Consider the following 25,877-nt stretch of genomic DNA (forward strand, 5'->3'; position numbering starts at 1 on the left):
TGTGCAATGCGGCTGCCGGATTTTGAGGCATGGGCCATTTTTGCAAAGGTGGCGGAACGCGGTTCGTTTGCGCGCGCGGCGGAGGACGTGCAACTGTCCAAACCCACCGTGTCCAAGGCCATAGGCCGGCTGGAACAGTCGCTGGGTGTTGCCCTGTTCAATCGCAATTCACGCCAGATGTCGCTGACCGAGACGGGGCGGATGCTGCTGGGGCATGCCAGCCGGATACTGGCGGAAGCCGAAGCCGCGGAAATGGAAGCCCGTGGGGGGACCCTGACGCCATCGGGCCTGATCCGGGTCGCGGCCCCAATGGTGTTCGGGGTCCGGCATCTTGCCCCGCTGTTGCCGGATTTCCTTGTGCGCCATCCTGAAATAGACATCACCATCGATTATAGTGATGCCATCGTGGATCTTGTCGCGGGTGGATACGACATGGCGCTGCGGATTGCGTCGCTGGCGGATTCGGCCCTGCTGGCGCGGCGGCTGTGTACGGTGCGGCTGCTGCTTGTGGCAACCCCGGGATATGTGGAGCGGATCGGCCATCCTGATGACCCTCGTGCGCTGGAAGGGCACAGGAGCTTCGTTTACACCAATACTTCCGCTCCTGGCATGATCCGCCTGCGGCATGAGGGGAACGGGCGGGAATTCGTCCTGTGCCAGACCGCCCGGCTGCGCGCGGATAATGCCGAAACTTTCCTGCCTGCGCTTGAAGCTGGTCTGGGTTTCGGGCTGTTTCCGGAATTCATGGTGTGGGACGGGCTGAAATCAGGCAAATTTACACGGCTTCTGCCCCAATGGGAGGCTCCGCCAGTGGCCCTGTACCTGGTCACCCCCGCCAGCACCCTGCGGCCCATGCGGGTTACGGCTTTCATTGATTATCTGGTGGGTGCGTTCGGTCACCCGCCATGGGCGAAGGCAGGCTGACGGATGGGATAGGGCACGCCCGGCGACAGGCCGGGCGTGCCAGATGGGTCAGGAGGCCAGTTTTTTGGCCAGTCCCGCCACGTGCTGGCCCAGGAAGCGCGCGCCATCCAGTTCAGTGGCGCTGGGCAGACGCGACCCGTCACCAGCAGCAATCGTGGTTGCGCCATAGGGCGCGCCACCGGTCACTTCATCCACCTTCAGCTGACCCTGAAACGTGTAGGGCAGGCCGGTGATGACCATGCCGTGGTGCAGCAGGTTGGACATGAGCGAATACAGGGTGGTTTCCTGTCCGCCATGCTGTGACGCGGTAGAGGTAAAGACCGCGCCCACCTTGCCAACCAGCGCACCCTTCAGCCACAGGCCGCCCGTCTGGTCCCAGAAATTGGCCATCTGTGACGGCAGCCGTCCGAAACGTGTCGGTGCGCCGACAATGACTGCATCATATTCGGGCAATTCCGCCGTGGTGGCGAGGGGAGCAGCCTGTTCGGTCTTGAAATGATGGGCTTTCGCCACGTCTTCGGGCACCAGTTCGGGTACACGTTTCACGTCCGCTTCCAGCCCCGCCGCGCGAACCCCTTCCGCCACGGCGTGGGCCATGGTCTCAATATGACCGTAGGTGGAATAATACAGTACGAGAACCTTGGACAATTTCGTAATCCCTTGCTGTGTCATGGACTGTTTCCCGCAGGAACCTTCCTGACAATACGTCCCGCAGCAGGGCTGAATACGCCAAAATCGGAAACGCTCCGTTTCCTGTCTTTACGTACCGCACGTGCGCAGGCGGGATCAGGTGTCCGCAAGTGGTCGCCAGCCGCCATCGGTCCGGCCAAACATGGGGATATGGCCAAGGGCATGCACCAGTCCCGGCATATCGGGGCCTGAGCGTTCCAGTTCGGCCTGCCACGCCCAGCCTTCGGTCAGGACTGCCGTGATGCCGATAACCTGTGCCTCTACCTTCTGCATGAGCTGGATGGCTGCGGCCGCGGTCCGGCCGGTGTTCAGCACGTCATCCATGACCACGACACGCCTGCCGCGCACCCGTTCGACAAGGGCGGGATCAAGATACAGGTGCTTGGCCCGATCGGGGCTGGTGGACGATGTCAGGCATTGCGACAGCGCATCATCATACCAGAATTTGCGCGAATGCCCCAGCGCGACATAGTCACTGAACCCAAGGTTTTCCGCCACGGGCCGGGCATAGGCCAGCCCCATGGTCGGCACGCCCACGATCACCTCCGGCGCCAGTTCCCGCACCATGTCGGTCAGCAGGCGGACCAGGGCACCTTCGACGGCAAATCCCGTCTGGTTGGACATAAGCAGCGCAATGGCCTTTTCCCCACCGGGTAGCGGGCGCAGCGGCAGGATCAGTGTCGATCCGTCCACCAGCCGCACGGGATAGGTGGTGTCATTGCACGTCCGCTCTTCTGTTACGGAATGTGGGTGCCATTGGGCGTGATAGGGTGGTATCTGCACGAATATCTTCCGGTTGGGGCTGTCAGGACGACAGCCTGTCTACACGTTACGATATCCGGACGGATTTCGGTGCGCCAGTCCCTCCGCGCGTTATCGCCACGCGCCACTTTCGATCATGCACTGCGTGTAGAAATTACGGCGCGAGGACCTGCTGACGCCGATCGTCACACTTTGCGTGGTGACGTTATTCAGTCCACGGCCGGCGCATTTGGCATCCATGTTGCGATATGCACTGCTGTCAGGGGACAGCACGGCGGCATGGCCGCGTATGTAGCCCATTTCCGTGTTGACTTCCTGCACGTGATGGCTGGCTGTGGGGACGTGGATACGGTAAGACCGGGCCTGCACCGGAACACAGATGCCAATCACCAGCAGGGCGAGTATACTGGAAAATGCGATTTTCAGGGTCACAGGGGCATTACCTTAAAGGTTGGTTGATCGCATGTTATGCGCCCAACGTGGCCAGCCTGTGTCTGGATCCTGTCTTTTTGTATCCCGCAGGTTAGGGATTGTTCATGTTGGAAAAAGGGGAATGCCGCCCGTCCATATGGACAGACGGCGCGTGGGGCCGTGCCCCTTAAACGCCCACCATGACATCGGACGCCTTGATGATGGCAGTTGCATGTTCACCAACCTTCAGATTCAGGTCGGCAACCGCTTCATTGGTGATCGAGGCCGTGATGATGGTGCCGCCAATATCGATGCTGACATGGGAAGTGGTCGCGCCCTTGGTGATGGACGTGATCTTGCCTGCGATCTGGTTACGTGCGCTGATTTTCATTGTCTGTCTTTCTTTTCCGGTTGCGTCATGCTGGCTGTAATCACGAAACGGGCAGCAAATCAAACCATGCCCTGTTGCGCGATCAACCGGGAGGAATGCCTGCCACTGCCGGTCGTTCCTGCCGGATTGCAGTGAGACCTTGATAAGGTGCCTGTTCCCATCCCTGCGGTTGTGACCCGTGTCGCTGCATGGGCCATCACCTGCAGTAACTCCCCTGGTTTGAGAAGCCGCGTGCCGTCCGGATTATGGACGGTTGTTATGCAGCCGCATGCTTTATCACGACCGAGGCTTCGGTTGTCAGCACGCGGAAGGTGAAGCTTTCCTGCAGGTACAGTTCCACTGCCGTGGCGGAATGGCTGCTGTAACCGATGGAGACATCCTGCCCGATATCCAGTTCAAAATCACCGCCACGGGTGGACAGGATATAGGCGCCTTCAATGGCCGGGGCGCAGATGATCTTGCCCTCGATCATCCGTTCCAGGTGGCGCAGGACAGGGTAGCCTTCCTCGTTCCCACCGCTGACGGCAGCGAACGCCCGGGCGCCAAGCACAATCGAATAGGGGCCGTTTACGCCTGAAATACGCAGTTCATTCAGGCCATCGGCAATAATGGCGGGATAGTCGCGGGCGGATGCGGGCAGCGAGAACTGGCCGTTGGACGTGTCCTGCCCGATCCCCCGGATTCCGGCTGCGGCATAGCCGTCAAATATCGCGCGGTCCTCGGCATAGGCGATTTTCTTTGCCGCGTCCTTCAGCGGCTGCCAGTCGGAATCCAGCGCCCCGCGTTCCACATCGTCAATCGCATCGCGGCTGAGCGAGAAGGGGACACGGAGTTCCACCAGCGGCAGGACCTTGCGCTGTAGTGCCTGCACCCCGTCTGCCGGGCTGTTGATACGGGCGGTGTGCCCGGTATCGACGGCGGCAAAGCCGACGCCACGGGCTTCGGGCACGTCCACGACGCGCCGGCCGGCAAGGTAGCGGCGCAGCGTGCGGGATGCTTCCTGTTCGATATCCGCCCATGCGGCGTCGGAAATGGGGGCTAGGTTGCGGTGCAGATTGTTCATGTCAGACTTCTTCCTTCAGTGACCCGATACCAAGTGAACCGCTGGCGGCGGGGGATGGTCCGGCCGGTGCGTCTTCAGTGCTGTCCACAGATGCGGCGGCCGCTTCGCCATATGTGGGGGCGGCGTCAAGGAAATCGGCAGCGGGAATAAAAAACAGCACGCCCGTTACCGCGCGGCTGACATCCAGCAGGCGGTCGTAATTGCCCGGCGGGTTGCCAATGAACATGTTGTCCAGCATCCGCTCCACACGGGTTGGGGTTTTTGCGTATCCTATGAAGTAGGTTCCGAATTCACCCTTGCCCACTTCGCCAAAGGGCATGTTGTCGCGCACGATCTGCAGCTGCTCGCCATTTTCCTCGATATTGGTCAGGACATTGTGGGCATAGCTGGGCTTGGCGGCTTCGGGCAGTTCAATGTCGGACAGTTTTTTGCGGCCAATGATCTTTTCCTGCTGTTCGACGGGAATGGCGTCCCATTTTTTCAGGTCATGCAGGTATTTCTGGATGATGACATAACTGCCGCCTGTAAAATCGGGGTCTTCATCACCAATCACGGTGGCATCGGTCGCGGCCTGATTGACCGGGTTTTCCGTGCCATCGACAAAGCCCAGCAGGTCGCGGGCATCGAAATACTTGAACCCGTGGACTTCATCCACTACCCGCGCAACGCCTTCCAGCCGGGCAGTGATGGCGGCCGCCAGTTCAAAACACAGGTCCATGCGCGTCGCACGGATGTGGAACATCAGGTCACCGGGAGTGGAGGGTGCTTCATGCACCCCGTGGATGGCGCGGAAAGAGTGGAGTTCCTTCGGTTTTGGTTCCCCGAATACGCGTTCCCAGGCATCCGATCCGATCCCTGCGATACAGGACAGTCGTCCGTCGGGAATGCGGAAACCCACCCCACGCACCAGTGATGACAGGTCGCCATACAGGTCACGAACCACGGCGCCATCATCTCCATCGCCAGGATCCAGCGTGAAGATCAGGAAAATCGCGGCACTGGTCAATGTGGTGTCAACCGGCTGTGGTGTAGCTGAAGGCACGCCTTACTCCCTGCATGGCGCCATGAAGAACATGTGGCAGGCCCGGCGCGGCGTAGGTCTGCGGATGATGAGTGATTTTATACACTTCGCGCCGCCAGCAAAAGGGCCGCCACGATGATTTCTCCCTGTGTTCCGCTGTGGCATGATCCGGATGCATCCCTGAACCCCGTCCGGACGTTGGCACATGGTTTCCCGCAACCGTGCGGGAATATTGCAACCTGCAGCGCGAAAAGCTGCCATGCCGGCGAAAGGGGGAGAAAGGATGTTCATGCATGACTGGCTGAAATATATTTCCGCGCCTCAGCCCAACTTCAGGGAAATGCATGTGGTGAAAAAGAAGACCATTTATCATTTGACCAAGAACCTGCGTGACTGGGTGGATACTTTCATCATGCGGTTCTCCCTTCTGCCGGATCAGGCTCTTTTTGATCCCCATATCATGCAGTGGGTGCATGACCTGGAACAGAACTGGGAAAGAATTCGTGACGAGGCGCTGCAGATTGCGGCGACCGATATTCCTTCCCTCGGGGACATATCGCCCGATCACGGGCGTATTGCTGCTGACCGCCGCTGGCATTCCTTCTTTCTCGAAGGATATGGCTACAGACGGCAGGAAAACCGGGCGCATGTGCCGACTGCCGCGGCGCTGATCGACCGGATCCCCAATTTGTGCACCGCCAGCTTTTCCGTCCTGGAAGCGGGCTGCCATATTCCCCGTCACCGTGGCATGACCAAGGGCATGCTGACCTATCATCTGGCGCTGCATGTTCCTGCCGATCGTGAAAACTGCTGGATCCAGTTCGAGGAAGGCGACAGGTTGCATGTCTGTCCATGGACCGAAGGCAGATCGATCCTGTTTGACGATACTTACAACCATGAAGTGTGGAACAACACGACCGACACCCGCTACGTCCTGCTGATTCAGGTCAGGCGGCCCTGCCGCTGGCCTGCACGCCTGCTGATGGATGTTTTCTTTCGGGGTGTTCGGTACTCACGTTTTGTCCAGGACATTCGTAAAAATCTGGATCAACGTCAGTCATAACCTGTAACAGCCCCCATTGCTGCCCCGTGGTTCATGCCTGCGGGGCCAAAACATGCCGGGACATGCGCAGAATGTCCCGCGCCGCCACGAAGATGGCTGCAGGGGCGGAAATGGCATGGGATCGCAACATACGGCACTTGTATAACACGACGGGTCTGAACCTGGCGTGCGCCATGACAGCGCGGCAATCAGCGCATACCGGATGTCGTGGGTCTTATGGTCCGGCAAACTGAAAAAACAGTATTTTTCATCTGGCGCCCGACGGGTTTTCGGGCCGGTTTTTCCCGCAGCGATTTCCCTTTGATAATTTTGTTCCATCGAAAGGGCAAAACGTGAAATACGCCTATTCCATGGGGATGCGGAAAGTGCAAAAAGGCACCGAAAAATCGACGTCATAACATATGGCGCAATCCAAAGCAGGTGAGCATGCTGTTCAAGACACTTTCCACGGGCGCCGTGATCGGGCTGTGCGCCCTGTTTGCCTGTACATTTACCGCCCTGACCAGTGAAGTCGCCCCCGTGGGTATCCTGATTGAAATGGCGCGCGACTTCCACATTCCCGAAGGGCAGGCAGGGTTGTCCGTCAGCGCCTTTGCGCTGATGGTCATGCTGGGTGCCGTGCCGCTTACGATCATGACAGCGCATATCGACCGCAAGCGGCTCGTGCTGCTGTCCCTGCTGGGCTATGTCGTGTCCAACCTTGCGGTGACGGTGGCGCCGACCTTCCTTATCCTGTGCGCGGGGCGTCTGGTCGGGGGGGTGGCACATGCGCTGCTCATGTCCATTGCAGCGGCCTATGCCGCGCGCCTGGTACCGCAGAACATGACGGGACGGGCCATTTCATTCGTCTATGGCGGGACGTCGCTGGGCATGATCCTGGGGGTGCCGGGGGCGGCAGCGATCGGGCATCTGGCAGGGTGGCGCGTGGCCATGGGCGTCATGACCGTTCTGGCGGTGATCCTGACGGTGTGCATTGCGTTTTTCCTGCCGCCGGTCACGTCGCCGGTGCAGGTAAGGGAAGGGCTGCCCACTATCGGGGGCAGGCGTGCAATGCGCATATTCCTTGTTGTTGTAATGGTTGATGCAGTGTTCTTTTTTTCCCATCACCTGCTGTACACATATATTACGCCTTTATTACTGGCACATGGGCTGTCGGTGGGAACGCTCAGTATTGCGCTGCTGCTGACGGGTGGCTTCAGCATCCTTGGCCTGTGGGGGGCAGGGCAGGTGGTTGACAGCAGGCCCGCAGCCGGCTTGCTGGGCAGTGGGCTGGCCATGCTGGTGGGCATGGGGCTTATGTACGGGCACATCCTGTCCGGCTGGATGGCGGTTGCGGCTGTTGGTCTGTGGTGTATCGGCTATGCCGCCATCGTGCCTTTTGTCATGTCGGGCGCAATCCGGGCGCGTGCGACACGCCCTGATGTTGCGGGGGCTGCGATCAATGCCGCATGTAACGCGGGTATCCTGCTGGGCTCCGCCGCAGGGGGACAGGTCCTGTCCCATGGCGGGTTTGCCGTCCTGGTCCCGCTATCCTGCTGCATGGTGCTGCTGGGGATCGTGCTGGCCTTTTTCAATCCCGCGGCTTTCCCCCGTGCATTGATTCCTGCTGATGAGGAAGGATAGCCCCGACGCGCATAGGGGCCGGTTTGGGTAATGTTGGACGGATACGAAATAAAGGGATGCAGACATGACGGTATTTCACGTTGGAGACACAGTCTCATGGCCCTATGAAGGGGGACGCACCCATGGCACGGTCATTGGCGTGCATACCGTGCCATTTCAGGTCAGTGGCTATACCCATCACGCCACGGTGGATGAACCGCAATATGAAATCCGCTGTATCCGCACTGGGCATGTAGCCTTTCACAAACCGTCCACCCTGACCCGTGAAACGTAAGCGACTGTTTGAAAATAGCTTCACCAGAAACTTTTTTCAGTGAATGGCGACCTGTGTCGCTGCGGATACGGGCAGCGGTGTCGTGGGGATGGGGGGCTGCGCCGCAATCCGTGCCATGCCCTCGCCCATGACAGGTAGCAGTCCATCAAGCCGCGCCAGCAGGAAGTCGGCCCCCGCGCGCGACAGGTGTTGCGGATCAACGTAGAACGGGTTGTCCCCGTCGCGGAATTTGCATCCTGCGGATGAACACAACCCATCAGCCAGTGAAAAATAAATAATGTCTTGCCTGTCGGTCGCTGCATTGTGTACCAGAACCGGGACAGGTTGGGTGGGCAGGGTAAGAAGTTCCACAGGTGCGATTTCCCTTACTGTCTGGAATGACGGGTCCAGCGCGCGTTCGGCCCTCTGGCGCATGGGCATGAACGCGGTCACTGCTTCCTTGGCGGGATCGAAGCGGAACTGGGGCACATCCCCCAGTACGACAACATGCTTGTGCGCATTGACCAGTACCTGCGTTGTATTGCGTAACGCAATGTCCAGCCGCGCAAGGCTGGCGGGCACGCCATGGTCCATCATGTCATGTGGGTCGGTATAGGCATCCCGCCCGGCGTCAGCGGCAAAGGGCGCGGCCCAGTAACCCGCCAGCACGACCGTCTGGACACGTGGGTCGTGCATGATGGCGGCGAAGGCCTGTTCGTTATACTGTGCGCACTGCATGGCATGGCCGGGATGGGCAGGCATAAGCCGCGTGGTCCCCAGCAGAGGCGGGCAGGAGGATTTCGTGAACTGCACGAAATCAAATCCTGCCTGATCAGCCATATGGGACAGGGATGCGGCAAGTGCGGATGCATGACTGTCTCCCAGCAGGGCGACGCGGGGGCGTCCCGTATCGTGTACGCAGCGTGGCGACATGTTCAGGTTGGATATCCCGTAATTGGCCAGGCAGGGTTCACCCCGTCCCTGCGCCAGAACCTGTTCCGCAATAACCAGGGCCGGGTCAAAACGCCGGGGCAGACCATTGGATACATAGACTGCGGCCAGCATGCTGACACCCAGCGCAAGGCTGCCTGCGTACCGTAGTACGACGACAGGGTTGCTTCCACCACCCCGACGGAATGGCTGTTCGATATAGCGCCATGACAGTGCGGCCGGCACCAGTGACACAATGCCCGCGCCCGCAAGCAACAGTGGGGACGGTGCGCGTGCCGAACACAGCCAGATGAACGCCATAAGCGGCCAATGCCACAGATACCACGAATACGATATGCGTCCGATCCATATGAATGGCGGCGTGGACAGGATGGCGCGGTTGACGAAACTGCCATCCGACAGCAGCAGCGCCAGCGTGCCCCCAACCGGCAGGAGTGCGGCCAGACCAGGAAAGGGCGTATGTTCATCAAAAATGAATATGGATAGCCCGATAAGAAAAAGCCCCGTCCAACCAATTAAATGATTGACGGGGCGGGGAAAGGATAAAGTATAGTTCGATTTCGCTACGGCAAGGAACGTGCCCATGCCCATTTCCCACGCCCGTGTGGGCAGCAGATAGAATACTGCGGCAGGCCACCGGCCCAGCCCGAACTGCGCCATGCACAGCGATCCAAGGCACAGCGCCCCGATAACGCACAGTACAACGAGATGCCGCAACCGGCCGATCATAAGTAGAAGAAGCGGGAAAAACAGGTAAAACTGTTCCTCAACCCCCAGCGACCATGTCATGAGAAACGGGTTGAGATGGGCATCGGGGGAAAAATAACTGATCTGTTTCCAGAACAGTATGTTGGGCCATCCAAGTAACGCGCTTATGGCCCCCATACTGGTCTGTCGTAATTCCGCCGGGCTGGAAAGCAGCAGTCCCACCAGCATGACAGAGGCGATGACGGCCATGAGTGCCGGCAGGATACGCCGGGCACGCCGGGCGTAAAACCCGGTAAAGCTGAAAGTCCCCCGCCCGATATCCCTGTAAACGATGCCACCGATCAGGAAACCGGAAATAACAAAGAAAATATCCACGCCAACAAATCCTGACTGTACAGGATAGACGCTGGCATGAAAAAGCACGACGGCCGTTACCGCGATTGCGCGAAGGCCATCAATATCGCGCCGGTAATTGGCGTGCAAATTCAGGCTCATGGGGATCACCCTATAGGAAGCTGCGTGAAAACAGATTGGGGTGATCTTGCGATCCCACACAATTTGTTAACATTAATAAAATGAAAAGGTTGATGCCGGTTCCACCCGGTATATAAATTTATTTATAAATAGAAACCATTGTGTTCGGCCTGCATCAGGGGGCTGCGCAAGGTAGCAGGCACTGTCGGTGCATGCATGGTTTCTACCCCACAGAATTATGAAAGGCAGGGATGGCCCGATCCCCCTAATATACCCCGGATATTTCATGAAAAGAACCGGAGCCCACGCTGCCATGCTGCTCAATACCATAGAACTCGGCCCTGAAAACGACGACCTGTCCCAGCCGCCCGTTGTCTTCCTGCACGGGTTGTTCGGGCGGGCACGCAATTTCGGTTTTTTCCAGCGCCGTATCGCAGCAACCCGCCGCACGCTGGCGCTGGACCTGCGCAATCATGGCGCAAGCCCGCATGGTCCGATGGACTACCCGACCCTTGCCGCTGATGTATGCGAAACACTGGCGGCCCATAACGCACTGCCCGCCACCGTGGTGGGTCATTCGATGGGGGGGAAGACCGCGATGATGCTGGCGCTCAGCTTTCCGGCCGAGGTGCATTCACTGATGGTGGTGGATATTGCACCGGGCGAGGGTGGTTTTTCCCAGTCCCATGAACTGGCCCGCAAACTGGCTGACCTTCCGTTGCCGGATTTTCTTGATCGCGCGGGGGCGGATGCCTGGCTGCGGCAGGTGATCCCTGAAAAATCCGTACGAGACCTTATGCTGATGAATCTCGATCTGGGGGAAAGGCCGCGCTGGAATATCGGGCTGCGGGAAATAGTGGCATCAATGCCCGTCATCATCGGGTGGCCCGATCTTCAGCCCGGTATCCATTATGACGGGCCAACCCTGTTTGTAGCGGGTGGACGCTCACACTATATCCAGCCCGATAACTATCCCGCCATGCGTCGGCTGTTTCCACATTACCGGCTGGAAACCATACCTGATGCCGGGCATTGGGTGCATGCACAGGCGCCGCAGGCGTTTTTGACCGCGCTGGAACATTTCCTGCGCGTTGCCTGAATGGCGCAACCGGTTCAGTGATCGGTGTGGGGGCCACGGCTCCAGTGCTGGTTGGGGTTGCGATAATCCGCCGCTGTGCCTTCGTCACGGTAGGGATGGTGACGTTCGGGGCCGTAGCAGCCTGTGGCAGACAGGGTGATGAGGATGGCGGAAAACCTGATGATGTGGCGCATCGCAACCTCCTGCGGGTGCGGTCTGAACGTCCGTGCGGCAGGGAAGTTTGTCCGGGGCACGTCATATGGCCCGCTGGTTGACGTCATGGCGTGGGGGCGGGATCCGAAAGGCATTTCTGAAGCCTGCCCATGAAACATCCGTGGGAATTCAAAGGTGTTTTTGGTGAAGCTGTTTTTCAAAAAGCTTCAGGAAATGCCGCTTTTTTGAAAAAAAGGCCGCACGCAAAGACTTTTATCCATTTCTTATCAATGCTTCTGCCCCGTAGCGCGGTTTCATGACCCATACGCTTTCCGTTGCGGGACAGCTTCCCTTCAGACCGCCCGGTATGGTTCTGTGCGCCACGCGGTCCAGCGTAAATGTATCGCCATAATACTGTCGCAGCGCATTTTCATCGACCGAAAATGGTGGTCCTGCCTTGCGCGACTGGTCATATTCCATGCTGATCACCAGTTCAGGTGCCGCCTCGGTAATGGTGATGAGATGCCGGGCATAGGCCACGCGGGTGGGCGCGGGCAGGGCGATAAGCGCCGCACGGTCATAGACAGCGTCAACATGGCCCAGTTCCGTCCGCGTCAGGCTGAAGACGTTGCCTGTGAAAACACACAGAGACCCCGCTTCGTAACGTAACAGTGGGCCGGCCGGTGAAATGCGGGGTGCAAGCCCCAGTTCGAAAAAAAGCTGGGTTACGGCAATAGGACTCAATTCGATGCCTGCAACCTGATACCCATATTCAAGCAGCCAGTGAATGTCGCGGCTTTTCCCGCATAATGGCACAAAGACCCGCGCGCCGACAGGCAGACGCAGGGCCATGAAATTATCAGTCAGCAGTGCATTGGGCCATGGCTCGTGAAAGCCGATTTCATTGCGCTGCCATTTGCCATGCCAGAAGGTTTCATCCATTGCGTCGTATGCCTTCAATCCGCTTCATGTCCACAATACCGCTATCTTCCTCGGTGCGAAAGGCGGGCTCCATCACCCGTGCCGGGTTGCACGGGTGGGGGAATTATGGTTTCCACACACTGTCATCCAGGCGTTCGGAACAGATGGATCGGTGCAGATACACAACAGGAATATCTGGTATCAGTTCTGTCTGGTATGTCTGGCCACGATCGGGGCTGTGGGCGGGTGTCTCTATCTGTTCGTGGTACTGGTCGATCCGTGGGACGGGCTACCCTGTCGCTGCCACTGCATCGCCTGCCGGTAACAAGCAACGCGCGCTTTACCATGCCCATGCTGGCGCGCAGGTCACGGTTTGATTCCGTCATGCTGGGGACATCCACGGGCCGCCTGATACAGCCTGCGGTAATGGATGCTCCGTTCGGGGCGCATTTCCTTTAATATGGCGATGAATAATGCGCAGCCCCATGAGCAGTACCGCCTGTTGCGGGAATTTACGCGCCATCATCCCGATCCGAAGGTATTGATGGTCGATATTGACCGCGCATGGTGCCTGTATGGTCCCCAACAGGTGCCCCTGAACGAGGAGCCATGGCCTGACTGGATCTATCAGGGATCACCATGGATGGGTTACCTGCATATGGCCAACCTGTATGCCCTGCAGGAAGCCGCCAATGAATTCATGGTGCAGACAGGGCTGCACCATGAACATTACGGGGAAGATGGCTATACCAGTTTCGTAGGGTCGGATGCCAGCTATACCCGCGCACGTGCGGACAGGCTGTTTGTCCACTGGGGGCCTGACCACATGCGGCCTCCACCGGGTCCCGTGGCTGCTGCCCCCGCCATGCAGACGTACCTGCCCCTTGTCCTGCATGCGGTGCCGGATACCACGCTGCGTGTCATCTGGTTTCCCCCGGTACAGGCCATCCGGCATAATCCGCAGGGGTCGATGTATGACAGCATGTTCAGCGCCTGCCACCGTTATGTAGCGTCGGTTGCCGGAAACATGCCCAATACGCTGGTGATCGATTTTGATATTTCCGGCCCGATCGTCAATGATCGTGATATGTTCTGGGACCCGATCCATTACCGGCTCATGACGGCGGACCGTATCATGAATGATATCATTATGGCGTTTCATGACCGGGCATATAAGTCTGCGGACTATACTGTCATATCGGGGCCATAGGGGGCAGCCATTTTCGGGCGGAAATGCGCGGATGTCAAAAAAGTATCATTTTCCGGCAAAAGACGGGCTAGACGCGATGCCTCCTGATCTTTTCATATGATTTCGCCAAAACAAAAAGAAGGGGCGCCCAAAGGGCGTCAGGAAATAAATGGCGGAAGCTCTGGTTCTTGAACGCCAAGGCGTTCTTTCCATCCGTAATATCGACCTGCCGCAGGAACTGGGGCCTGATGACGTGCGCATCAGAATCCATACAGTCGGGATCTGTGGCAGCGATGTCCATTACTACACGCATGGGCGCATTGGTCCCTTTATTGTCAACGATCCGATGGTCCTGGGACATGAAGCCGCAGGCACGGTCACTGAAATCGGATCATGTGTCAGGAACCTGAAAATCGGTGATCGCGTATGCATGGAGCCGGGCATTCCCGACCCCATATCGCGCGCGTCCCGCATGGGGATCTATAATGTCGATCCCGCCGTGACCTTCTGGGCGACACCGCCGGTTCATGGCTGCCTGACGCCAGAAGTGGTCCATCCGGCCGCCTTTACCTATCGTCTGCCCGATAACGTGTCCTTTGGTGAAGGGGCCATGGTCGAACCCTTCGCCATTGGCGTGCAGGCCGCCGTCAAGGCTGCGATCAGACCCGGTGACACCTGCCTGGTGACCGGGTGCGGACCGATTGGATTGATGACGGCACTGGCCGCGCTGGCATCCGGGGCAGGGGTGGTCTTCATATCCGATCTGGCCGCACCGAAACTGGAGATCGCCGGTCGTTATGACGGGCTCGAACCAATCAATGTCAGTGACGAAAACCCGCGTGACGTCATCTCCCGCCATGTTGGTGCCGATTGGGGTGCGGATGTGGTGTTCGAGGCCAGCGGCTTTGCCGGTGCGTATGACGATGTCCTGTCCTGTGTGCGTCCGGGTGGGACGGTCGTGTTCGTGGGAATGCCGGTGGAAAAGGTGCCCTTTGACATGGTGGCGGCGCAGGCAAAGGAAATCCGCATGGAAACGGTTTTCCGCTACGCCAATGTGTACGAACGCGCCATTGCCCTGATCGCGTCGGGCAAGGTGGATCTGAAACCCCTTATTTCGGAAACATTTGCATTCAAAAGGGGTGTTGTCGCGTTTGAACGTGCGGCATCGGCCTGTCCTGCGGATGTAAAGCTGCAGATCACGATGCCGGAAATCACGATGTCAGGGACAACCGGCACCTGATCGCCTGCGTGGCGTAGCGCTACTTACGGCATGCGGCATGCAGGCTGTCTGCCCAATAAAAACAAAAGGCATGAAAAAATGAATGCCATGAACAATTCCGCCGGTAATGGCGGTGCATCCATGAATCCCCCTGCATCCCCGATCATATGGGGTATGCCGGTGGCGCTGTTCTGGGGTTATATCGCGGTTGCGCTGTATATGACCGGCGACGGGATCGAGGTCGCGTTCCTGTCCAAATACGTGACGGGCATAGGGTTTTCCGCCCGTCAGGCTGGGCTGCTGTTTACCGTGTATGGGGCGACTGCGGCAGTGGCAAGCTGGCTGTCCGGCGTGCTGGCGGAAGTGTACGGCCCCCGCCGGATCATGGCCATCGGGACGCTGTGGTGGGTGGTATGCCATGTCGCGTTCCTGTCCGGCGGGGTCATGCGGCATGACTTTGTGCTGATGCTGGTATTTTACGGATTGCGTGGGTTCGCCTATCCATTGTTTTTCTATGCATTCTTCTTCTGGATCGTGCAGCGCACGCCTGACCACAGGCTGGCTTCGGCCATTGGCTGGGTGTGGTCCATGTTTACGATCGGCTATGGCATCATTGCCTCTTTCCTGCCCAGCTTCACCATTCCCGCCATCGGTTTCCTGCCAACGTTGTGGATGTCGCTGGCATGGGTCGGGTGTGGCGGCCTGCTGGCGTTTCTTGCCATACGCGATGATGCGCCTGCTGCGATCGACAGTCACGAAGGACGCAGCCTGCGCCATCAGTTGACCGAAATCAGCCGGGGTCTGACGCTGATCGTCCATAACCGTGATATCGCGCTGGCGCTGGTGACACGGATCATCTGCAACCTGTCGCTGTTCGGTTTCCCGGTCGTCATGCCGCTGTTCTATACTTCAGCCGAAGGCGGGTTCACCATGCCGCAATGGCTGCGGATATACGGCATATTCTTTCTGGTACAGCCCTTTACCAATGTCATGTGGGGGATCGTAGGCGACCGGATCGGCTGGTTGCGGCAGATGCGCTGGGTCGGCTTCGTGGGCTGCGGCATTGCAACGCTGGCGTTCTACTACCTGCCGCACGCCGCCCCGGGCAATATGGTAGTGGCGATCTTCGCGGCCCTGCTGTTTGCACTGACGATCACGTCATTCGTGCCAATGGGGGCGATCTTTCCCATGCTGGCACCCGAACACAAGGGTGCGGCGGTATCGGTGCAGAACCTTGGGGGCGGTCTTGCCAACTTTGCCGGGCCGGCACTGGCGACGGTGCTGGTGGCGGGATATGGGACGCAGGGCGTGGTCGTGACCTTTGCCAGTCTGTATTTTCTTGGCGCGGTGCTGACATGCTTCATCCGGCTGGTGCAGCCACGTGGCGTCCATGCCATGGATGTTGCTTCCAGTGCCAAGGCGCAGGCGGTGCGTGACGGGCTGGATATCAGCCATTCTGACCCGTCGCCCACGCCGGCGGAGTAATGCATGCCCATATGGGGGAAAGCCGCGCGGTACGCCCCCCGGTATTCGAGGTCATACAGCCCGGTCCCCGGCAGAGTTTTGTCTGGCATCGCCACGACTACCCAGCCGCCTGCGCGCGGTGGAACTATCACCCTGAATATGAACTGCACCTGATTACGGCCGGGACAGGGCATTTCATGGTGGGTGATTTTCTGGGCACGTTCGCCCCCGGCCATCTGGTGCTGGTGGGGCCGGACCTGCCGCATGGGTGGTTCAGTGACCTGTCGATGGGCGAACGGATTGCAGGACGGGATATCGTAATGCAGGCCCGTGGTGACTGGTTGCGGCAACTGGTGGCTCTGTGTCCGGAACTGGAAGCGGTGTCCACCCTGCTGGCGGATGCACGGTACGGGGTTGTGTTTACCGGGCCAATGGTGCCCGTGCTGGCTGCCCGACTGGCGGCGATGGGGGGCATGAACGACGCCGCGCGCCTTGCGGCCCTGATCGGGCTGCTGTCGGGTCTCGCCGCATGTCCACGCCAGCGGCTGACCGGCATTGCTCCCTTTGGCGCGGAAGGGCAGGCCAGGGTCGCGGATCGGGACCTTGAACGCATGGACCGGGTGATCCGCCACCTGCTGTCAGGCGGTCCGCATGATATCCGGCAGGCGGACATGGCCCGTCAGGTCGGGTTGAGCGGGCCTGCGTTTTCACGCCTGTTCCGCCGGGCGACGGGTTCGACATTCGTGTCCTTCATGCGCAGGCTGCGGGTCAGTCACGCCTGCCGCATGCTGGCAGAAACCGATGCGTCCATCGCCGAAATCAGCAGTGCCGCGGGCTTTGCCAACCTGTCCAACTTCAACCGGCAGTTTCTGGAGATATGCCGCACGACGCCACGGTGCTACCGCCGTGATGTCCGCAACCTCAGCCGCGTGGATGACCCGATCGAACGCACTGTCATGCAGGAGCGTGGCCCGGATCAACCAGTTGAAAGAAAATAAAACTTTCCAGACACTGATTTCCAGCCCCTGTCCGGGGCAGCCGGCGGCTGGGCGTATTCCCGTTTTCGCGCAACAGGATATCCCGCTGCACGGCCATGTTTAACATGGGTGGCACGCTGGCATATCAGGTCGTCTCATCCAATGTTGGCCCTGACCTTCTTTTGCATTCATACTGTCCGCTTCTTCGGCTACGGGCAACGCAGATGAACATGTCTTTCTTTACCTCGGGGATGATGCTGGCCTTTGCGGCATATTCCTCCTTTTCGATCAGTGATGCGTATTCAAAGCTGCTGGCCGGTCAGCTTGATCCCTTCGAGGTCGCGTTTTCCGGTGGTGTGTTCGGTTTCCTGATCATCCCGTTCATCCGCAAGCCCGATGAATCCCTGCGCGATATTTTCTCCCCCCAGCGTCCGGGCATGTGGGTGGTGCGCGCGATCGCCATCTTTGCTTCCACCGCGGCCAGTGTCGAAGCCTTCATGCTGCTGCCCATGCCCGAAGCGCTTTCGCTCATGTTCCTCATGCCGTTTTTCGTGACGGTCCTGTCGGTCACGCTGCTGCGTGAAAAAGTCTCGGGCTGGGCGTGGCTGTCGGTCATTCTGGGGTTTGTGGGCGTGCTGATCGTGCTGCGGCCGGGCGTGCGGGCGCTGCATCTGGGACATCTGTGCGCCGTGATCGCGGCGGTGGCCAACGCCGTTGGTGTCATTGCCTATCGGCTGGCGGGCAACAATACGCCACGGCTGTCGCTGTTCGGATCCAGCCTGTTTGGCCCGCTGGTGGGGGATGGGCTGCTCATGGTGGGGCATGCGCACTGGCCGCATGGGCTAAAGACGTGGCTGTTCCTGTTCGGTTACGGGTTTCTGGCCGCACTGGGCCAGTTGTTGATGATGATGGCGACAGCCCGCGCGCCCGCCAACCGTGTGGCCCTGCCGCAATACAGCCAGATGCTGTGGGCCGTGGCATTCAGCTATTTCCTGTTTCGCCAGCCGCTGGACAACTGGACGATTGTCGGCATTATCGTCGTAACCTTTTCAGGCATGCTGAACTGGATACGTCAGCGTATCCATTTCGAACGCCTCGCTATGGAAGAGTGGCGGGCGCGGCGACACATGCATGATTCCACCCGCGGCGCTACCGTTCAGGCGCCCGTGGAATAACCTGATCCGTCCGGCTCCGGGTAACGTGGCGGCCCTTCAGTAACGCCATTCCCGCGTCGTGGGGCCATGTGTCCCCATAACCGGATCGGAAGCGGGAAAGGGCAGGGACGCCAGCCGGGCGCGCTGTGGCCCGCTCGGGGCGTCGCGCACGATGTCGAAATCCTGTCCCGGTGGATATGCCCCCACTACGGCGAAATCAGGGCTGGACCCCATATTCATATGCCCGGTGCCTGCGGGCAGCAGGGCAATGTCGCCTGCCCGCACGTCTACCACCCGCCCGTTCGCACCACCCAGCATCAACCGCGCGGAACCACCATAAAATCCCAGAACCTCGTGCCCCATGGTGTGATAATGGTGGAAGGAATAGACCCCGTTGCGCCATTGTGGCGGCCAGCCATTATGCTGGAACAGGCCCTCGAACACCGTTGCCGGGTCATTCCCGCTTACGGGCAGGGCGTTACGGTACAGGATAACCGGCAGTTTCGGATTGTTGGGCACCCAGTCATTGGCGCACAGAATGAAACTTTCACTCCGGACCGGTGGCGCCGCGGCAGCAGCCCGCCCGTGGGCGCCACCAAGGGAAAGCCACAGTCCCGTCAGGATGGAATTGAAGGAACGCCGTTCCATCATGTTGCCTCCATGTATCCGCGGAATTCAGGCTGGCGGTTACGGTCCCCCGGCTGCTGGTGAAACGCGATTGGTAAGATGTCTGAGCAGCTACGTCGTGTCGCCTGTCGTCACATCACCCGTAACCTGACACTATGCATGGGGCAGGCATGTGACAAGGGGCAGGGCTGTCCGCGGATATGGCAGCAATGCTATGGTTGGGAAAACAAGGGGAACCGTCGTTATGATAACACTTTACGGCATGTCCTTATCGGGTCATGTGCACCGCGTAAGGCTGCTTCTGTCGATGCTGGGCCTTGAGTATCATTTCGAGGTCGTGGACGCCTCCTCATCGGAACTGAGGCACCTGAACCCGTTGGGGCAGGTTCCGGTCCTGCGTGATGGGGATCTGGTGCTGGCGGACAGCAATGCGATCCTTGTCTATCTGGCGAAGGCCTATGGCGCGGGCACGCAATGGCTGCCCGATGATGCCGTCGGGGCGGCGCATGTGCAGCGATGGCTGTCGATCGCGGCAGGGGAACTGCGACAGGGGCCGGCAGCGGCCCGCATGGTGGCGTTGTTCCATAAGAAAGGTGAACCGGCCGACGCCCGGGCGCGGGCGGCAACGTTACTGGGTTTCATGGATGCGTATCTGTGTGACCGCGCATATCTTGCGGCCGACTGCCCCACGCTGGCCGATCTGGCCTGCTACAGTTATACCGCCCATGCACCCGAAGGCGGCATTTCCCTTGATCCCTATCCCGCTGTCAGGGCGTGGCTGGAACGGATCGAGGCATTGCCGGGGTTCGTGTCCCTGCCATGGCGGGAATAAGGTTGCGGTTTTCCTGGACAGGGGAAGATACGGAGAATGGGGAGGGGGCGGTCAGATAATCGCCCCGATCCTGTCGCGGTCTAACTTTATGCGCTGGGCAGACAGACGCTGTATCAGGCCCATATCCTCCAGTTCCTTGAGTGTGCGGCTGGTGGTTTCAATGGCAAAGCCCAGATAGTCGGCAATATCCTTGCGGTCCATGGCCAGCGTCAGGATATTGGACTTCCGGTCAAAAAAATCCGCCTGCCTGCTGCATTCCAGCAGGAAACCGGCCAGCCTTTTGACCACAAGGGGATAGGTTGCCAGCAGCAGGTGACGTTCCGTCGTTTTCGCATAATCCAGCGCCTGCTGTAAGAACAGCGTCTGTACGCGGGGGTACACCTCCACCAGACTCTTGAGTGCGGAGTAGGAAATCTGGAACAGATATGTATCCACCAGGGTAATGGCGGACGTATGGTACAGCCCGCCTTCCTGGGTGCCAAACATGTCATCGGGCCACAGGAAGGCGAAAATCTGGTTACGTCCGTCCTTCAGCTGGTGTTCCAGGCGCACGGCGCCCGAACGGATACGATAGATGTAGTTCCCCGGATCCCCCTGGGTATAGATACGGCGCTTTGCAGGCCGGTGTATTCTGGTCGAGATCGCATTCAGCGCCTCCCGTTCCGCACTGGTCAGTTTAAAACTACTGAACATTATGATTATCTATTTCTCTATCGTCATTATTCATGGTGCATCCACCATGAATGGCCGTATGGACTGAAATCCTGAACCGGCCCGTTGCCCCTGATCATACGATGGGGCCGGGGATGGTACTCATGAATTATATATACGATACCGTTTCGTATCGCAACATGGCATGTAATTGCATCATGAAAAAACCAGCCTGAACGCGGGCGTCAAATGGGATGGAAGCAGCCCGGATCACGTGGCCCTTCATGTTCCGTGCCGGGAGGAAAGACGTCAGGGCGCCGTGCGGCTGATGCCCGATATGAAGATCTGCCATGCCCGTTCGAAAAAGCGCTGGCGCATCTGTGGATCAAGCAGCTTGTTCTGTCCCAGCAGGGTATTCTGCAATGGCCATCCAAGGACAAGGCCCATCAGGACACGCGTGGTTTCTTCATGGTCTATGGACTCAATATGTCCCGCATCGGCGGCGGCTTTCAACAGGCGGCTGATGGTTGCGACAAACGGTTCCACGCTTGTCGCCATCATGTCATCAACCACGGAAGGGATGCGGTGTCCGTCGGCAATGACGATCCGGTAGGCTTCCACCGTTTCGGGACGAAGCATGAAGGTCAGGAAGAACTGGGCGATTTCCTTTGTCGCCAGCAGCGGATTTTTTGAAGAGGCCTCGACCGCGCGGGCTTCCTCCAGCAGGTGCTTGCCGCGTGCGGCCACCACCGCCTTGAACAGGGCCGCCTTGGAGGAGTAGCGCCGGTACAGGCTGGCCTTGCTGCATTCCGCGACGCGGGCAATCTGTTCAAGGGATGTCGCGGCATAGCCCTGTTTTACAAACAGCGTGGTCGCGACCTCAAGGACATGCCGGTCAAGCTGCGCTGACCCTTCCGGTGTCGGACGTCCCCCTGTATGTGGCGGTCGTGGTGGTACAGGCATGCTTCCGTCCTTAACTTCGGTCGATCAGTCAGGATATGCAGGCACCCCACGTCATTCACAGGCCCGAAGCACGACATATCCGCATCGGGATGCCAGAACTGACGTTTTCATTCAAACGGTCATTGCGAATGGGTGGTCTCCAGCAGGTGGAAGGAAAGGCGGCCAACCTGACCTGATACCTGCGCGCCACGGGTTTTTGCCTTCAGGTTGATATCGACGCCGTGGGCGTTTTCCATGACAACACCTGCCGTGCCATGATGAAGTGTCGCAGTCCCCCCCACGGTCCAGTATGTGCCATTGAAATCGCGCACGCGTGGCAGGTTGCGCACGCAGCCCTGACCCGACAGGGCAATGCCCCCAAGGCTGAACGCGCCCCCGCCGCGCACGGTAAAGGGATAGGTATGCGTGCCGTCATATAACGTGCCTTTTCCCCACAGGTAGCCGATACCCGCACCCACCTGATGGGCTGACATATCAATCCGCGCGTCCGTGTCCGCGCATCCTGCCTGCGCGCGGGCCATGCCATGACCGGCAAGGAAGCCCGCAAGGGCCAGGAGGCCCAGATGCCTGAAACAGTTCATGATGTGTCCAACGTAAAAAGGGATATGACATATTCGCGTCCTCTAACAGAACGAACCCGTTTCGTTTAATTTAGGCAAAAAGACCCGTCAATTATAAAATCAGCGCCAGACGGCCGCAGGATCAATGCCCATGCGCGACGGGCAAAACCCTTACCCGGTATCCAGATGATGCGCGAAGAGGCAGAATGCATCATCCGTCACCCCACCGCCTGTCATGCCAGTGAATAACCTTAGCGATGCATGACGTGATGGTTATCCGCGGAACGCAGCCGTAACCACCAGCAGGCTGATACCCAACAGGCCACAAAGGGACAGCATGACGGTCAGGGCCAGCGGCCGCCCCGTCCGAAGGACCGAACGGATATCCACACTCAGTCCCAGCGCCGCCATGGCGAGGACGGTCAGGACCGCCGCTGTTGTATTGATCGGTCCCACGGCCATTGCCGGGATCAGGTGCAGTGACCGGACGGTCATCATGGCCATGAACCCCGTGATATACCATGGTACCAGGCGGGTAAGGGCGTATGGCCGCTTCCCATGTCTGTCCCGCCCGGTTTCAGGCCGGGCGGACAGTATGGACAGGATGACACATACCGGCCCCAGCATCAGCACCCGCACCAGTTTGACCAGCATGCCCATATGGATGGCGCCCGCGCCGAACGGGGCGGCCGCGGCGACAACCTGCGGCACCGCATAAACGGTCAGTCCCGCAAGGGCGCCCTGCGCCATGTCACTCATGTCCAGAAACGGTCCCAGCAGCGGTATGCCGATAACGATCACCAGACCGCCCGCAGCCGTGAATGTAATGGTGACTCCAATATCGCGTTCCCCGGCGCGGATAACGGGGGCCGCCGCCATGATGGCGGAATTGCCGCAGATGGAATTGCCACACGCGACCAGCAGGGTCTGACGGGTATCCAGCCCCATCATGCGTCCGATGCAGCATGTAAAAACCAGACTGAAGGCCACGACTCCCGCAACGGCCACCAGAACCCACGGCCCCACGGAAAAGACCGTGTCAATGCTGAAAGACGTGCCCAGCAGGACAATGGCGACATTCAGCAGCGTGCGTGAACAGCACCGGATGCCCGGCATCCATACCGGACCCGGCACATGCATGGCCCGGAAGGCGAGACCGGCCAGCAGGGCCAGATTAAGTGTTTCCAGCCATACCCTGCCCAACACCATTCCTTCCATGCGTTCAAGCAGGCAGGCGAGACCCGTAATCACCAGACACAGCCCGATGCCCGGTACCTGCCGTGCCCCGATGGGCAGGGACCACCGTGGCAGGTGTAGCGGCGGATGAAGCATTGTTGTCACGGCATTCTTCCTTTCGCCACGCAGGTTAAGGGAAGGGCATTACATAATTCCAATTCATAGTTCTTCTGATTCCAATCGGAAATCGTGATTGATCGTGGTATGGGTAGTCATGACCCTGGAACAGCTTCGTCTTTTTATCGCCGTTGCGGAACGTGAACATGTCACGGCGGCCAGCCGTGCCCTGAATGTGACCCAGTCCGCCGTATCGGCCGCCATTGCAACGCTGGAGGAACGGCACGGGGTCAAGCTGTTCCATCGTGTGGGACGTGGTATCCGCCTGACCGAGGCTGGACGGCTGTTCCTGCCCGAAGCCCGGGCCGTTCTGGCCCGTGCCAGTGCAGCGGAAGCCGTGCTGGAGGAATTCAGCGGTTTGAAGCGGGGCACGCTGCGCGTTGTCGCCAGCCAGACCATCGCGGCGTACTGGCTGCCCGTTACCCTTGTCGCGTTCCGACGGAAATACCCGCACGTCGCAGTCGAACTGGCGATCACCAATACGGAAGAAGCCGCTACCCGCGTCAGGGACGGGGAAGTGGATCTGGGCATTGTCGAGGCGATTGTCGATGATCCAGCCCTGGCGCAATGGCCCATCGGGACCGATCGCCTGACCATCATACAGGCCAGTCCATGCCTGCCGGACGCGGTCGATGCGCAGTGGTTGCGCGCCGCCATCTGGGTCATGCGTGAACCGGGATCGGGTACCCGCGCCACGCTGGAACACAACCTGCGCCAGTTCGGGATAGAGCCAGCGGAACTGAACGTAAGCCTTGTCCTGCCATCCAACGAGGGGGTGCGAACCGCGATCGAAGCCGGGGCAGGCATTGGCGCGCTGTCGTCACTGGTTGTGACCCCCGCGCTGCACGCGGGTACGCTGCATGCCGTGCCGCAGGCGTTGGGAATCCGGTCATTCTACGGCCTGCGGCACAAGGAACGGTATCGAAGTCCGGCAGCCGAAGCCCTGCTGTCCCTGATTGCCGATCGCTCCCTGTGATGCGGAGTAGATCTGCATAGTATAAAGAAATTTTTATTTAAAATTTATTCAAGAAAGATTCAAAAATGCCGCCTTATTAAAAAGGCGGCACTGGAATTTTTTATTTAAATGTAATTGTAGGCATTATCCCATCATTTTATTTCCTGAAACAATCATCAATGCCAGACAGCCTGCTGGGCATCGATGGCCTTGCGTGCCCGTCCGACATCGCTTGCCAGAACCGCGGGGGCCGCGTTGCCCATGCTGTTGCGGATATAGGTCAGAATGCCGGCGATCTGGTCATCATGCAGTTTCCAGCCAAAGGACGGCATCGCAGCCCCGGTCGGGTTGGCTGCCGTTACCGGACCATTGGTGCCCCTGAGCACGATGTTGATAAGGCTGTCCGGGTTGGGCGCGTTGACTGCCGGGTTGTTCTGCAGCGTGGGAATCATGTTTGCAATACCTGCACCATTACTGACATGGCAGGCGCTGCACTGTACGACGAATTCCCGTGCGCCCGTCATCATCTGCCGGTTGCTGGCGGGCAGGGGCGTAGGGACCGTAACGGTGCGCTGCGGCAGGGATTTGAAATAGGCGGCAATGGCCTGCAGGTCCGCATCCGTCAGGTGCTGGGTAGAATTTTCGATCGTCTCCGTCATTGGTCCCGATGCCGCCGTGTGGCGGTTGGTGCCAGCGCGCAGGTAGGTTACGATGTCATCCGCACTCCATCCACCCAGACCCGTATGGGTATTGTTGCTCAGATCCGGGGCATACCACCCCTGCAGCGACGTGCCCTGATAGGCGGCCCGTGTGTCACCACCAAAGGCATTCTTGGTGGTATGGCAGGTGCCGCAATGTTCCAGCCCTTCGACCAGATAGGCACCACGGTTGACCTGCGCACTTTTGGACGTATCCGGGGTGAAGGGAGATCTGTTAAAGAACAGCATGTTCCACCCGATCATGAGCGCGCGGATATTATAGGGAAATGGCAGCTTGTTCGCGACAACCCTGTTGCTGACCGGTGGAATGGTCCGGATATAGGCCCACAGGTCGGCAAGGTCCGCATCCGTGATCTTGACATAGGCGGTATAGGGCATGGCGGGATAAAGGTACCGGGTCGGGCTTTTGCCATGCCGTACCGCGCCGTCAAACTGCTGCAGCGTCCATGACCCTATACCCGTTTCCCTGTCTGATGTGATGTTGCTGGCGGTGATGATGCCAAAAGGCGTCTTCAGGTCCAGACCACCCGCGAATGGCTTGCCGCCAGGGGCGGTATGACAGGCCAGGCAGTCGCCCGCTATCGCCAGATAGCGGCCGCGTTCGATCTGCGCATCGGCGGCCCCATCCTGTGCTTTCGCGCCGTGGGTCATAAAAGTAACCGCGGAAAGGAGCATGCCACCACGCATGCAGGTGCGCAGTGCATTGCGAAGCAGGTTTTTTGCCATGA

Annotated in this window: 28 protein-coding genes; 13 read left to right on the forward strand and 15 right to left on the reverse strand. The window is 59.2% G+C overall.

The features are described 5' to 3' along the window. Positions 1-6 precede the first annotated feature (6 nt). Positions 7-924: a LysR family transcriptional regulator gene (locus ACE2AA_RS02655; RefSeq protein ID WP_141259867.1), complete on the forward strand. Its 918-nt coding sequence runs from the start codon at positions 7-9 to the stop codon at positions 922-924. 48 nt (positions 925-972) lie between these two features. Here ACE2AA_RS02655 and wrbA read toward each other — a convergent pair whose 3' ends face one another. From wrbA to ACE2AA_RS02685, 6 genes are all read right to left on the reverse strand, one after another. Then, positions 973-1,572, reverse strand: a complete 600-nt coding sequence (gene wrbA, locus ACE2AA_RS02660; RefSeq protein ID WP_395372092.1) for an NAD(P)H:quinone oxidoreductase — start codon at positions 1,570-1,572, stop codon at positions 973-975. Positions 1,573-1,710: 138 nt separating this feature from the next. After that, the gene (locus tag ACE2AA_RS02665; RefSeq protein WP_141259754.1) at positions 1,711-2,397 is read right to left on the reverse strand and encodes a phosphoribosyltransferase; all 687 of its coding nucleotides are present in this window, start codon (positions 2,395-2,397) and stop codon (positions 1,711-1,713) included. Between the two features lie 90 nt (positions 2,398-2,487). After that, positions 2,488-2,808: a hypothetical protein gene (locus ACE2AA_RS02670; RefSeq protein ID WP_141259755.1), complete on the reverse strand. Its 321-nt coding sequence runs from the start codon at positions 2,806-2,808 to the stop codon at positions 2,488-2,490. Between the two features lie 166 nt (positions 2,809-2,974). Next, positions 2,975-3,178, reverse strand: a complete 204-nt coding sequence (locus ACE2AA_RS02675) for a molybdopterin-binding protein (RefSeq protein WP_141259756.1) — start codon at positions 3,176-3,178, stop codon at positions 2,975-2,977. 256 nt (positions 3,179-3,434) lie between these two features. Further along, positions 3,435-4,241 carry a family 1 encapsulin nanocompartment shell protein gene (locus ACE2AA_RS02680; protein ID WP_141259757.1) on the reverse strand — a complete coding sequence of 269 codons (807 nt, stop codon included), beginning with the start codon at positions 4,239-4,241 and terminating at the stop codon, positions 3,435-3,437. 1 nt (position 4,242) lies between these two features. Next, positions 4,243-5,283 (reverse strand): Dyp-type peroxidase, encoded by a 1,041-nt coding sequence (locus ACE2AA_RS02685; RefSeq protein ID WP_395371021.1) that lies wholly within the window; start codon positions 5,281-5,283, stop codon positions 4,243-4,245. A 319-nt stretch (positions 5,284-5,602) separates the two neighbouring features. Here ACE2AA_RS02685 and ACE2AA_RS02690 point away from each other — a divergent pair, with 319 nt between their 5' ends. The 3 genes from ACE2AA_RS02690 (at position 5,603) to ACE2AA_RS02700 (ending at position 8,222) form a co-directional block, all read left to right on the forward strand. Then, on the forward strand, positions 5,603-6,325 hold the full coding sequence (locus ACE2AA_RS02690) for an aspartyl/asparaginyl beta-hydroxylase domain-containing protein (RefSeq protein WP_141259869.1): 723 nt from the start codon (positions 5,603-5,605) through the stop codon (positions 6,323-6,325). Between the two features lie 426 nt (positions 6,326-6,751). Next, positions 6,752-7,948 carry an MFS transporter gene (locus ACE2AA_RS02695; RefSeq protein WP_141259759.1) on the forward strand — a complete coding sequence of 399 codons (1,197 nt, stop codon included), beginning with the start codon at positions 6,752-6,754 and terminating at the stop codon, positions 7,946-7,948. 64 nt (positions 7,949-8,012) lie between these two features. Beyond that, complete coding sequence (locus ACE2AA_RS02700) at positions 8,013-8,222, forward strand: DUF2945 domain-containing protein (protein ID WP_141259760.1); 210 nt, start codon at positions 8,013-8,015, stop codon at positions 8,220-8,222. A 36-nt stretch (positions 8,223-8,258) separates the two neighbouring features. Here ACE2AA_RS02700 and ACE2AA_RS02705 read toward each other — a convergent pair whose 3' ends face one another. Further along, the gene (locus ACE2AA_RS02705) at positions 8,259-10,355 is read right to left on the reverse strand and encodes an acyltransferase family protein (RefSeq protein WP_395371024.1); all 2,097 of its coding nucleotides are present in this window, start codon (positions 10,353-10,355) and stop codon (positions 8,259-8,261) included. A 292-nt stretch (positions 10,356-10,647) separates the two neighbouring features. Here ACE2AA_RS02705 and ACE2AA_RS02710 point away from each other — a divergent pair, with 292 nt between their 5' ends. Further along, positions 10,648-11,433, forward strand: a complete 786-nt coding sequence (locus tag ACE2AA_RS02710; RefSeq protein WP_395372095.1) for an alpha/beta fold hydrolase — start codon at positions 10,648-10,650, stop codon at positions 11,431-11,433. A 14-nt stretch (positions 11,434-11,447) separates the two neighbouring features. Here ACE2AA_RS02710 and ACE2AA_RS02715 read toward each other — a convergent pair whose 3' ends face one another. Next, positions 11,448-11,606, reverse strand: coding sequence for a hypothetical protein (locus tag ACE2AA_RS02715; protein ID WP_227000534.1), 159 nt, complete (start codon positions 11,604-11,606; stop codon positions 11,448-11,450). A gap of 232 nt (positions 11,607-11,838) precedes the next feature. Beyond that, entirely contained in the window at positions 11,839-12,507 is a 669-nt protein-coding gene (tmpT, locus tag ACE2AA_RS02720; RefSeq protein WP_141298950.1) for a thiopurine S-methyltransferase, read from the reverse strand. Between the two features lie 258 nt (positions 12,508-12,765). Here tmpT and ACE2AA_RS02725 point away from each other — a divergent pair, with 258 nt between their 5' ends. From ACE2AA_RS02725 to ACE2AA_RS02750, 6 genes are all read left to right on the forward strand, one after another. Continuing rightward, positions 12,766-12,945: a hypothetical protein gene (locus ACE2AA_RS02725; RefSeq protein ID WP_395371026.1), complete on the forward strand. Its 180-nt coding sequence runs from the start codon at positions 12,766-12,768 to the stop codon at positions 12,943-12,945. Position 12,946: 1 nt separating this feature from the next. Then, entirely contained in the window at positions 12,947-13,696 is a 750-nt protein-coding gene (locus ACE2AA_RS02730; RefSeq protein WP_395371028.1) for a hypothetical protein, read from the forward strand. A gap of 148 nt (positions 13,697-13,844) precedes the next feature. Next, positions 13,845-14,915 carry an NAD(P)-dependent alcohol dehydrogenase gene (locus ACE2AA_RS02735; RefSeq protein WP_141259764.1) on the forward strand — a complete coding sequence of 357 codons (1,071 nt, stop codon included), beginning with the start codon at positions 13,845-13,847 and terminating at the stop codon, positions 14,913-14,915. An 87-nt stretch (positions 14,916-15,002) separates the two neighbouring features. Continuing rightward, positions 15,003-16,379, forward strand: a complete 1,377-nt coding sequence (locus ACE2AA_RS02740) for an MFS transporter (RefSeq protein ID WP_395371030.1) — start codon at positions 15,003-15,005, stop codon at positions 16,377-16,379. Then, complete coding sequence (locus tag ACE2AA_RS02745) at positions 16,379-17,356, forward strand: AraC family transcriptional regulator (protein ID WP_395371032.1); 978 nt, start codon at positions 16,379-16,381, stop codon at positions 17,354-17,356. The genes ACE2AA_RS02740 and ACE2AA_RS02745 overlap by 1 nt, the downstream gene beginning before the upstream one ends. A 203-nt stretch (positions 17,357-17,559) precedes the next feature. Continuing rightward, positions 17,560-18,510, forward strand: a complete 951-nt coding sequence (locus ACE2AA_RS02750) for a DMT family transporter (protein ID WP_395371034.1) — start codon at positions 17,560-17,562, stop codon at positions 18,508-18,510. 36 nt (positions 18,511-18,546) lie between these two features. On the opposite strand, the gene ACE2AA_RS02755 is transcribed toward ACE2AA_RS02750, so the two are convergent. Continuing rightward, positions 18,547-19,137, reverse strand: a complete 591-nt coding sequence (locus ACE2AA_RS02755; protein WP_141299099.1) for a cupin — start codon at positions 19,135-19,137, stop codon at positions 18,547-18,549. A 223-nt stretch (positions 19,138-19,360) separates the two neighbouring features. Here ACE2AA_RS02755 and ACE2AA_RS02760 point away from each other — a divergent pair, with 223 nt between their 5' ends. After that, positions 19,361-19,948: a glutathione S-transferase family protein gene (locus ACE2AA_RS02760; protein WP_395371036.1), complete on the forward strand. Its 588-nt coding sequence runs from the start codon at positions 19,361-19,363 to the stop codon at positions 19,946-19,948. 51 nt (positions 19,949-19,999) lie between these two features. On the opposite strand, the gene ACE2AA_RS02765 is transcribed toward ACE2AA_RS02760, so the two are convergent. The 4 genes from ACE2AA_RS02765 to ACE2AA_RS02780 all read right to left on the reverse strand — a co-directional run bounded on the left by ACE2AA_RS02765 (position 20,000) and on the right by ACE2AA_RS02780 (position 23,454). Then, a complete protein-coding gene (locus ACE2AA_RS02765; RefSeq protein WP_141259769.1) occupies positions 20,000-20,641 on the reverse strand; it encodes a Crp/Fnr family transcriptional regulator in 642 nt (213 codons plus the stop codon). 267 nt (positions 20,642-20,908) lie between these two features. Then, positions 20,909-21,562 (reverse strand): TetR/AcrR family transcriptional regulator, encoded by a 654-nt coding sequence (locus ACE2AA_RS02770; RefSeq protein ID WP_141259770.1) that lies wholly within the window; start codon positions 21,560-21,562, stop codon positions 20,909-20,911. A 119-nt stretch (positions 21,563-21,681) separates the two neighbouring features. Continuing rightward, positions 21,682-22,143 carry a hypothetical protein gene (locus ACE2AA_RS02775; RefSeq protein ID WP_395371038.1) on the reverse strand — a complete coding sequence of 154 codons (462 nt, stop codon included), beginning with the start codon at positions 22,141-22,143 and terminating at the stop codon, positions 21,682-21,684. Positions 22,144-22,395: 252 nt separating this feature from the next. Then, on the reverse strand, positions 22,396-23,454 hold the full coding sequence (locus ACE2AA_RS02780) for a YeiH family protein (RefSeq protein WP_395372097.1): 1,059 nt from the start codon (positions 23,452-23,454) through the stop codon (positions 22,396-22,398). 118 nt (positions 23,455-23,572) lie between these two features. On the opposite strand from ACE2AA_RS02780, the gene ACE2AA_RS02785 reads away from it, so the two are divergent. Then, entirely contained in the window at positions 23,573-24,451 is an 879-nt protein-coding gene (locus tag ACE2AA_RS02785) for a LysR substrate-binding domain-containing protein (protein WP_395371040.1), read from the forward strand. A 155-nt stretch (positions 24,452-24,606) separates the two neighbouring features. On the opposite strand, the gene ACE2AA_RS02790 is transcribed toward ACE2AA_RS02785, so the two are convergent. Next, a complete protein-coding gene (locus ACE2AA_RS02790) occupies positions 24,607-25,875 on the reverse strand; it encodes a c-type cytochrome (protein ID WP_395371041.1) in 1,269 nt (422 codons plus the stop codon). Positions 25,876-25,877 lie beyond the last annotated feature (2 nt).

This window comes from Komagataeibacter diospyri (assembly GCF_043995075.1).
Lineage (GTDB): Bacteria > Pseudomonadota > Alphaproteobacteria > Acetobacterales > Acetobacteraceae > Komagataeibacter > Komagataeibacter diospyri.

What these genes read in the sequence shown, in the direction of transcription:
- ACE2AA_RS02655 (WP_141259867.1), top strand. Translation starts at nt 7, where the DNA reads ATGCGGCTGCCGGATTTTGAGGCATGGGCCATTTTTGCAAAGGTGGCG.
- ACE2AA_RS02675 (WP_141259756.1), bottom strand. Translation starts at nt 3,178, where the DNA reads ATGAAAATCAGCGCACGTAACCAGATCGCAGGCAAGATCACGTCCATC.
- ACE2AA_RS02680 (WP_141259757.1), bottom strand. Translation starts at nt 4,241, where the DNA reads ATGAACAATCTGCACCGCAACCTAGCCCCCATTTCCGACGCCGCATGG.
- ACE2AA_RS02690 (WP_141259869.1), top strand. Translation starts at nt 5,603, where the DNA reads ATGCATGTGGTGAAAAAGAAGACCATTTATCATTTGACCAAGAACCTG.
- ACE2AA_RS02695 (WP_141259759.1), top strand. Translation starts at nt 6,752, where the DNA reads ATGCTGTTCAAGACACTTTCCACGGGCGCCGTGATCGGGCTGTGCGCC.
- ACE2AA_RS02700 (WP_141259760.1), top strand. Translation starts at nt 8,013, where the DNA reads ATGACGGTATTTCACGTTGGAGACACAGTCTCATGGCCCTATGAAGGG.
- ACE2AA_RS02705 (WP_395371024.1), bottom strand. Translation starts at nt 10,355, where the DNA reads ATGAGCCTGAATTTGCACGCCAATTACCGGCGCGATATTGATGGCCTT.
- ACE2AA_RS02710 (WP_395372095.1), top strand. Translation starts at nt 10,648, where the DNA reads ATGCTGCTCAATACCATAGAACTCGGCCCTGAAAACGACGACCTGTCC.
- ACE2AA_RS02715 (WP_227000534.1), bottom strand. Translation starts at nt 11,606, where the DNA reads ATGCGCCACATCATCAGGTTTTCCGCCATCCTCATCACCCTGTCTGCC.
- tmpT (WP_141298950.1), bottom strand. Translation starts at nt 12,507, where the DNA reads ATGGATGAAACCTTCTGGCATGGCAAATGGCAGCGCAATGAAATCGGC.
- ACE2AA_RS02730 (WP_395371028.1), top strand. Translation starts at nt 12,947, where the DNA reads ATGGCGATGAATAATGCGCAGCCCCATGAGCAGTACCGCCTGTTGCGG.
- ACE2AA_RS02735 (WP_141259764.1), top strand. Translation starts at nt 13,845, where the DNA reads ATGGCGGAAGCTCTGGTTCTTGAACGCCAAGGCGTTCTTTCCATCCGT.
- ACE2AA_RS02740 (WP_395371030.1), top strand. Translation starts at nt 15,003, where the DNA reads ATGAACAATTCCGCCGGTAATGGCGGTGCATCCATGAATCCCCCTGCA.
- ACE2AA_RS02745 (WP_395371032.1), top strand. Translation starts at nt 16,379, where the DNA reads ATGCATGCCCATATGGGGGAAAGCCGCGCGGTACGCCCCCCGGTATTC.
- ACE2AA_RS02750 (WP_395371034.1), top strand. Translation starts at nt 17,560, where the DNA reads ATGAACATGTCTTTCTTTACCTCGGGGATGATGCTGGCCTTTGCGGCA.
- ACE2AA_RS02755 (WP_141299099.1), bottom strand. Translation starts at nt 19,137, where the DNA reads ATGGAACGGCGTTCCTTCAATTCCATCCTGACGGGACTGTGGCTTTCC.
- ACE2AA_RS02760 (WP_395371036.1), top strand. Translation starts at nt 19,361, where the DNA reads ATGATAACACTTTACGGCATGTCCTTATCGGGTCATGTGCACCGCGTA.
- ACE2AA_RS02765 (WP_141259769.1), bottom strand. Translation starts at nt 20,641, where the DNA reads ATGTTCAGTAGTTTTAAACTGACCAGTGCGGAACGGGAGGCGCTGAAT.
- ACE2AA_RS02770 (WP_141259770.1), bottom strand. Translation starts at nt 21,562, where the DNA reads ATGCCTGTACCACCACGACCGCCACATACAGGGGGACGTCCGACACCG.
- ACE2AA_RS02775 (WP_395371038.1), bottom strand. Translation starts at nt 22,143, where the DNA reads ATGAACTGTTTCAGGCATCTGGGCCTCCTGGCCCTTGCGGGCTTCCTT.
- ACE2AA_RS02780 (WP_395372097.1), bottom strand. Translation starts at nt 23,454, where the DNA reads ATGCTTCATCCGCCGCTACACCTGCCACGGTGGTCCCTGCCCATCGGG.
- ACE2AA_RS02785 (WP_395371040.1), top strand. Translation starts at nt 23,573, where the DNA reads ATGACCCTGGAACAGCTTCGTCTTTTTATCGCCGTTGCGGAACGTGAA.
- ACE2AA_RS02790 (WP_395371041.1), bottom strand. Translation starts at nt 25,875, where the DNA reads ATGGCAAAAAACCTGCTTCGCAATGCACTGCGCACCTGCATGCGTGGT.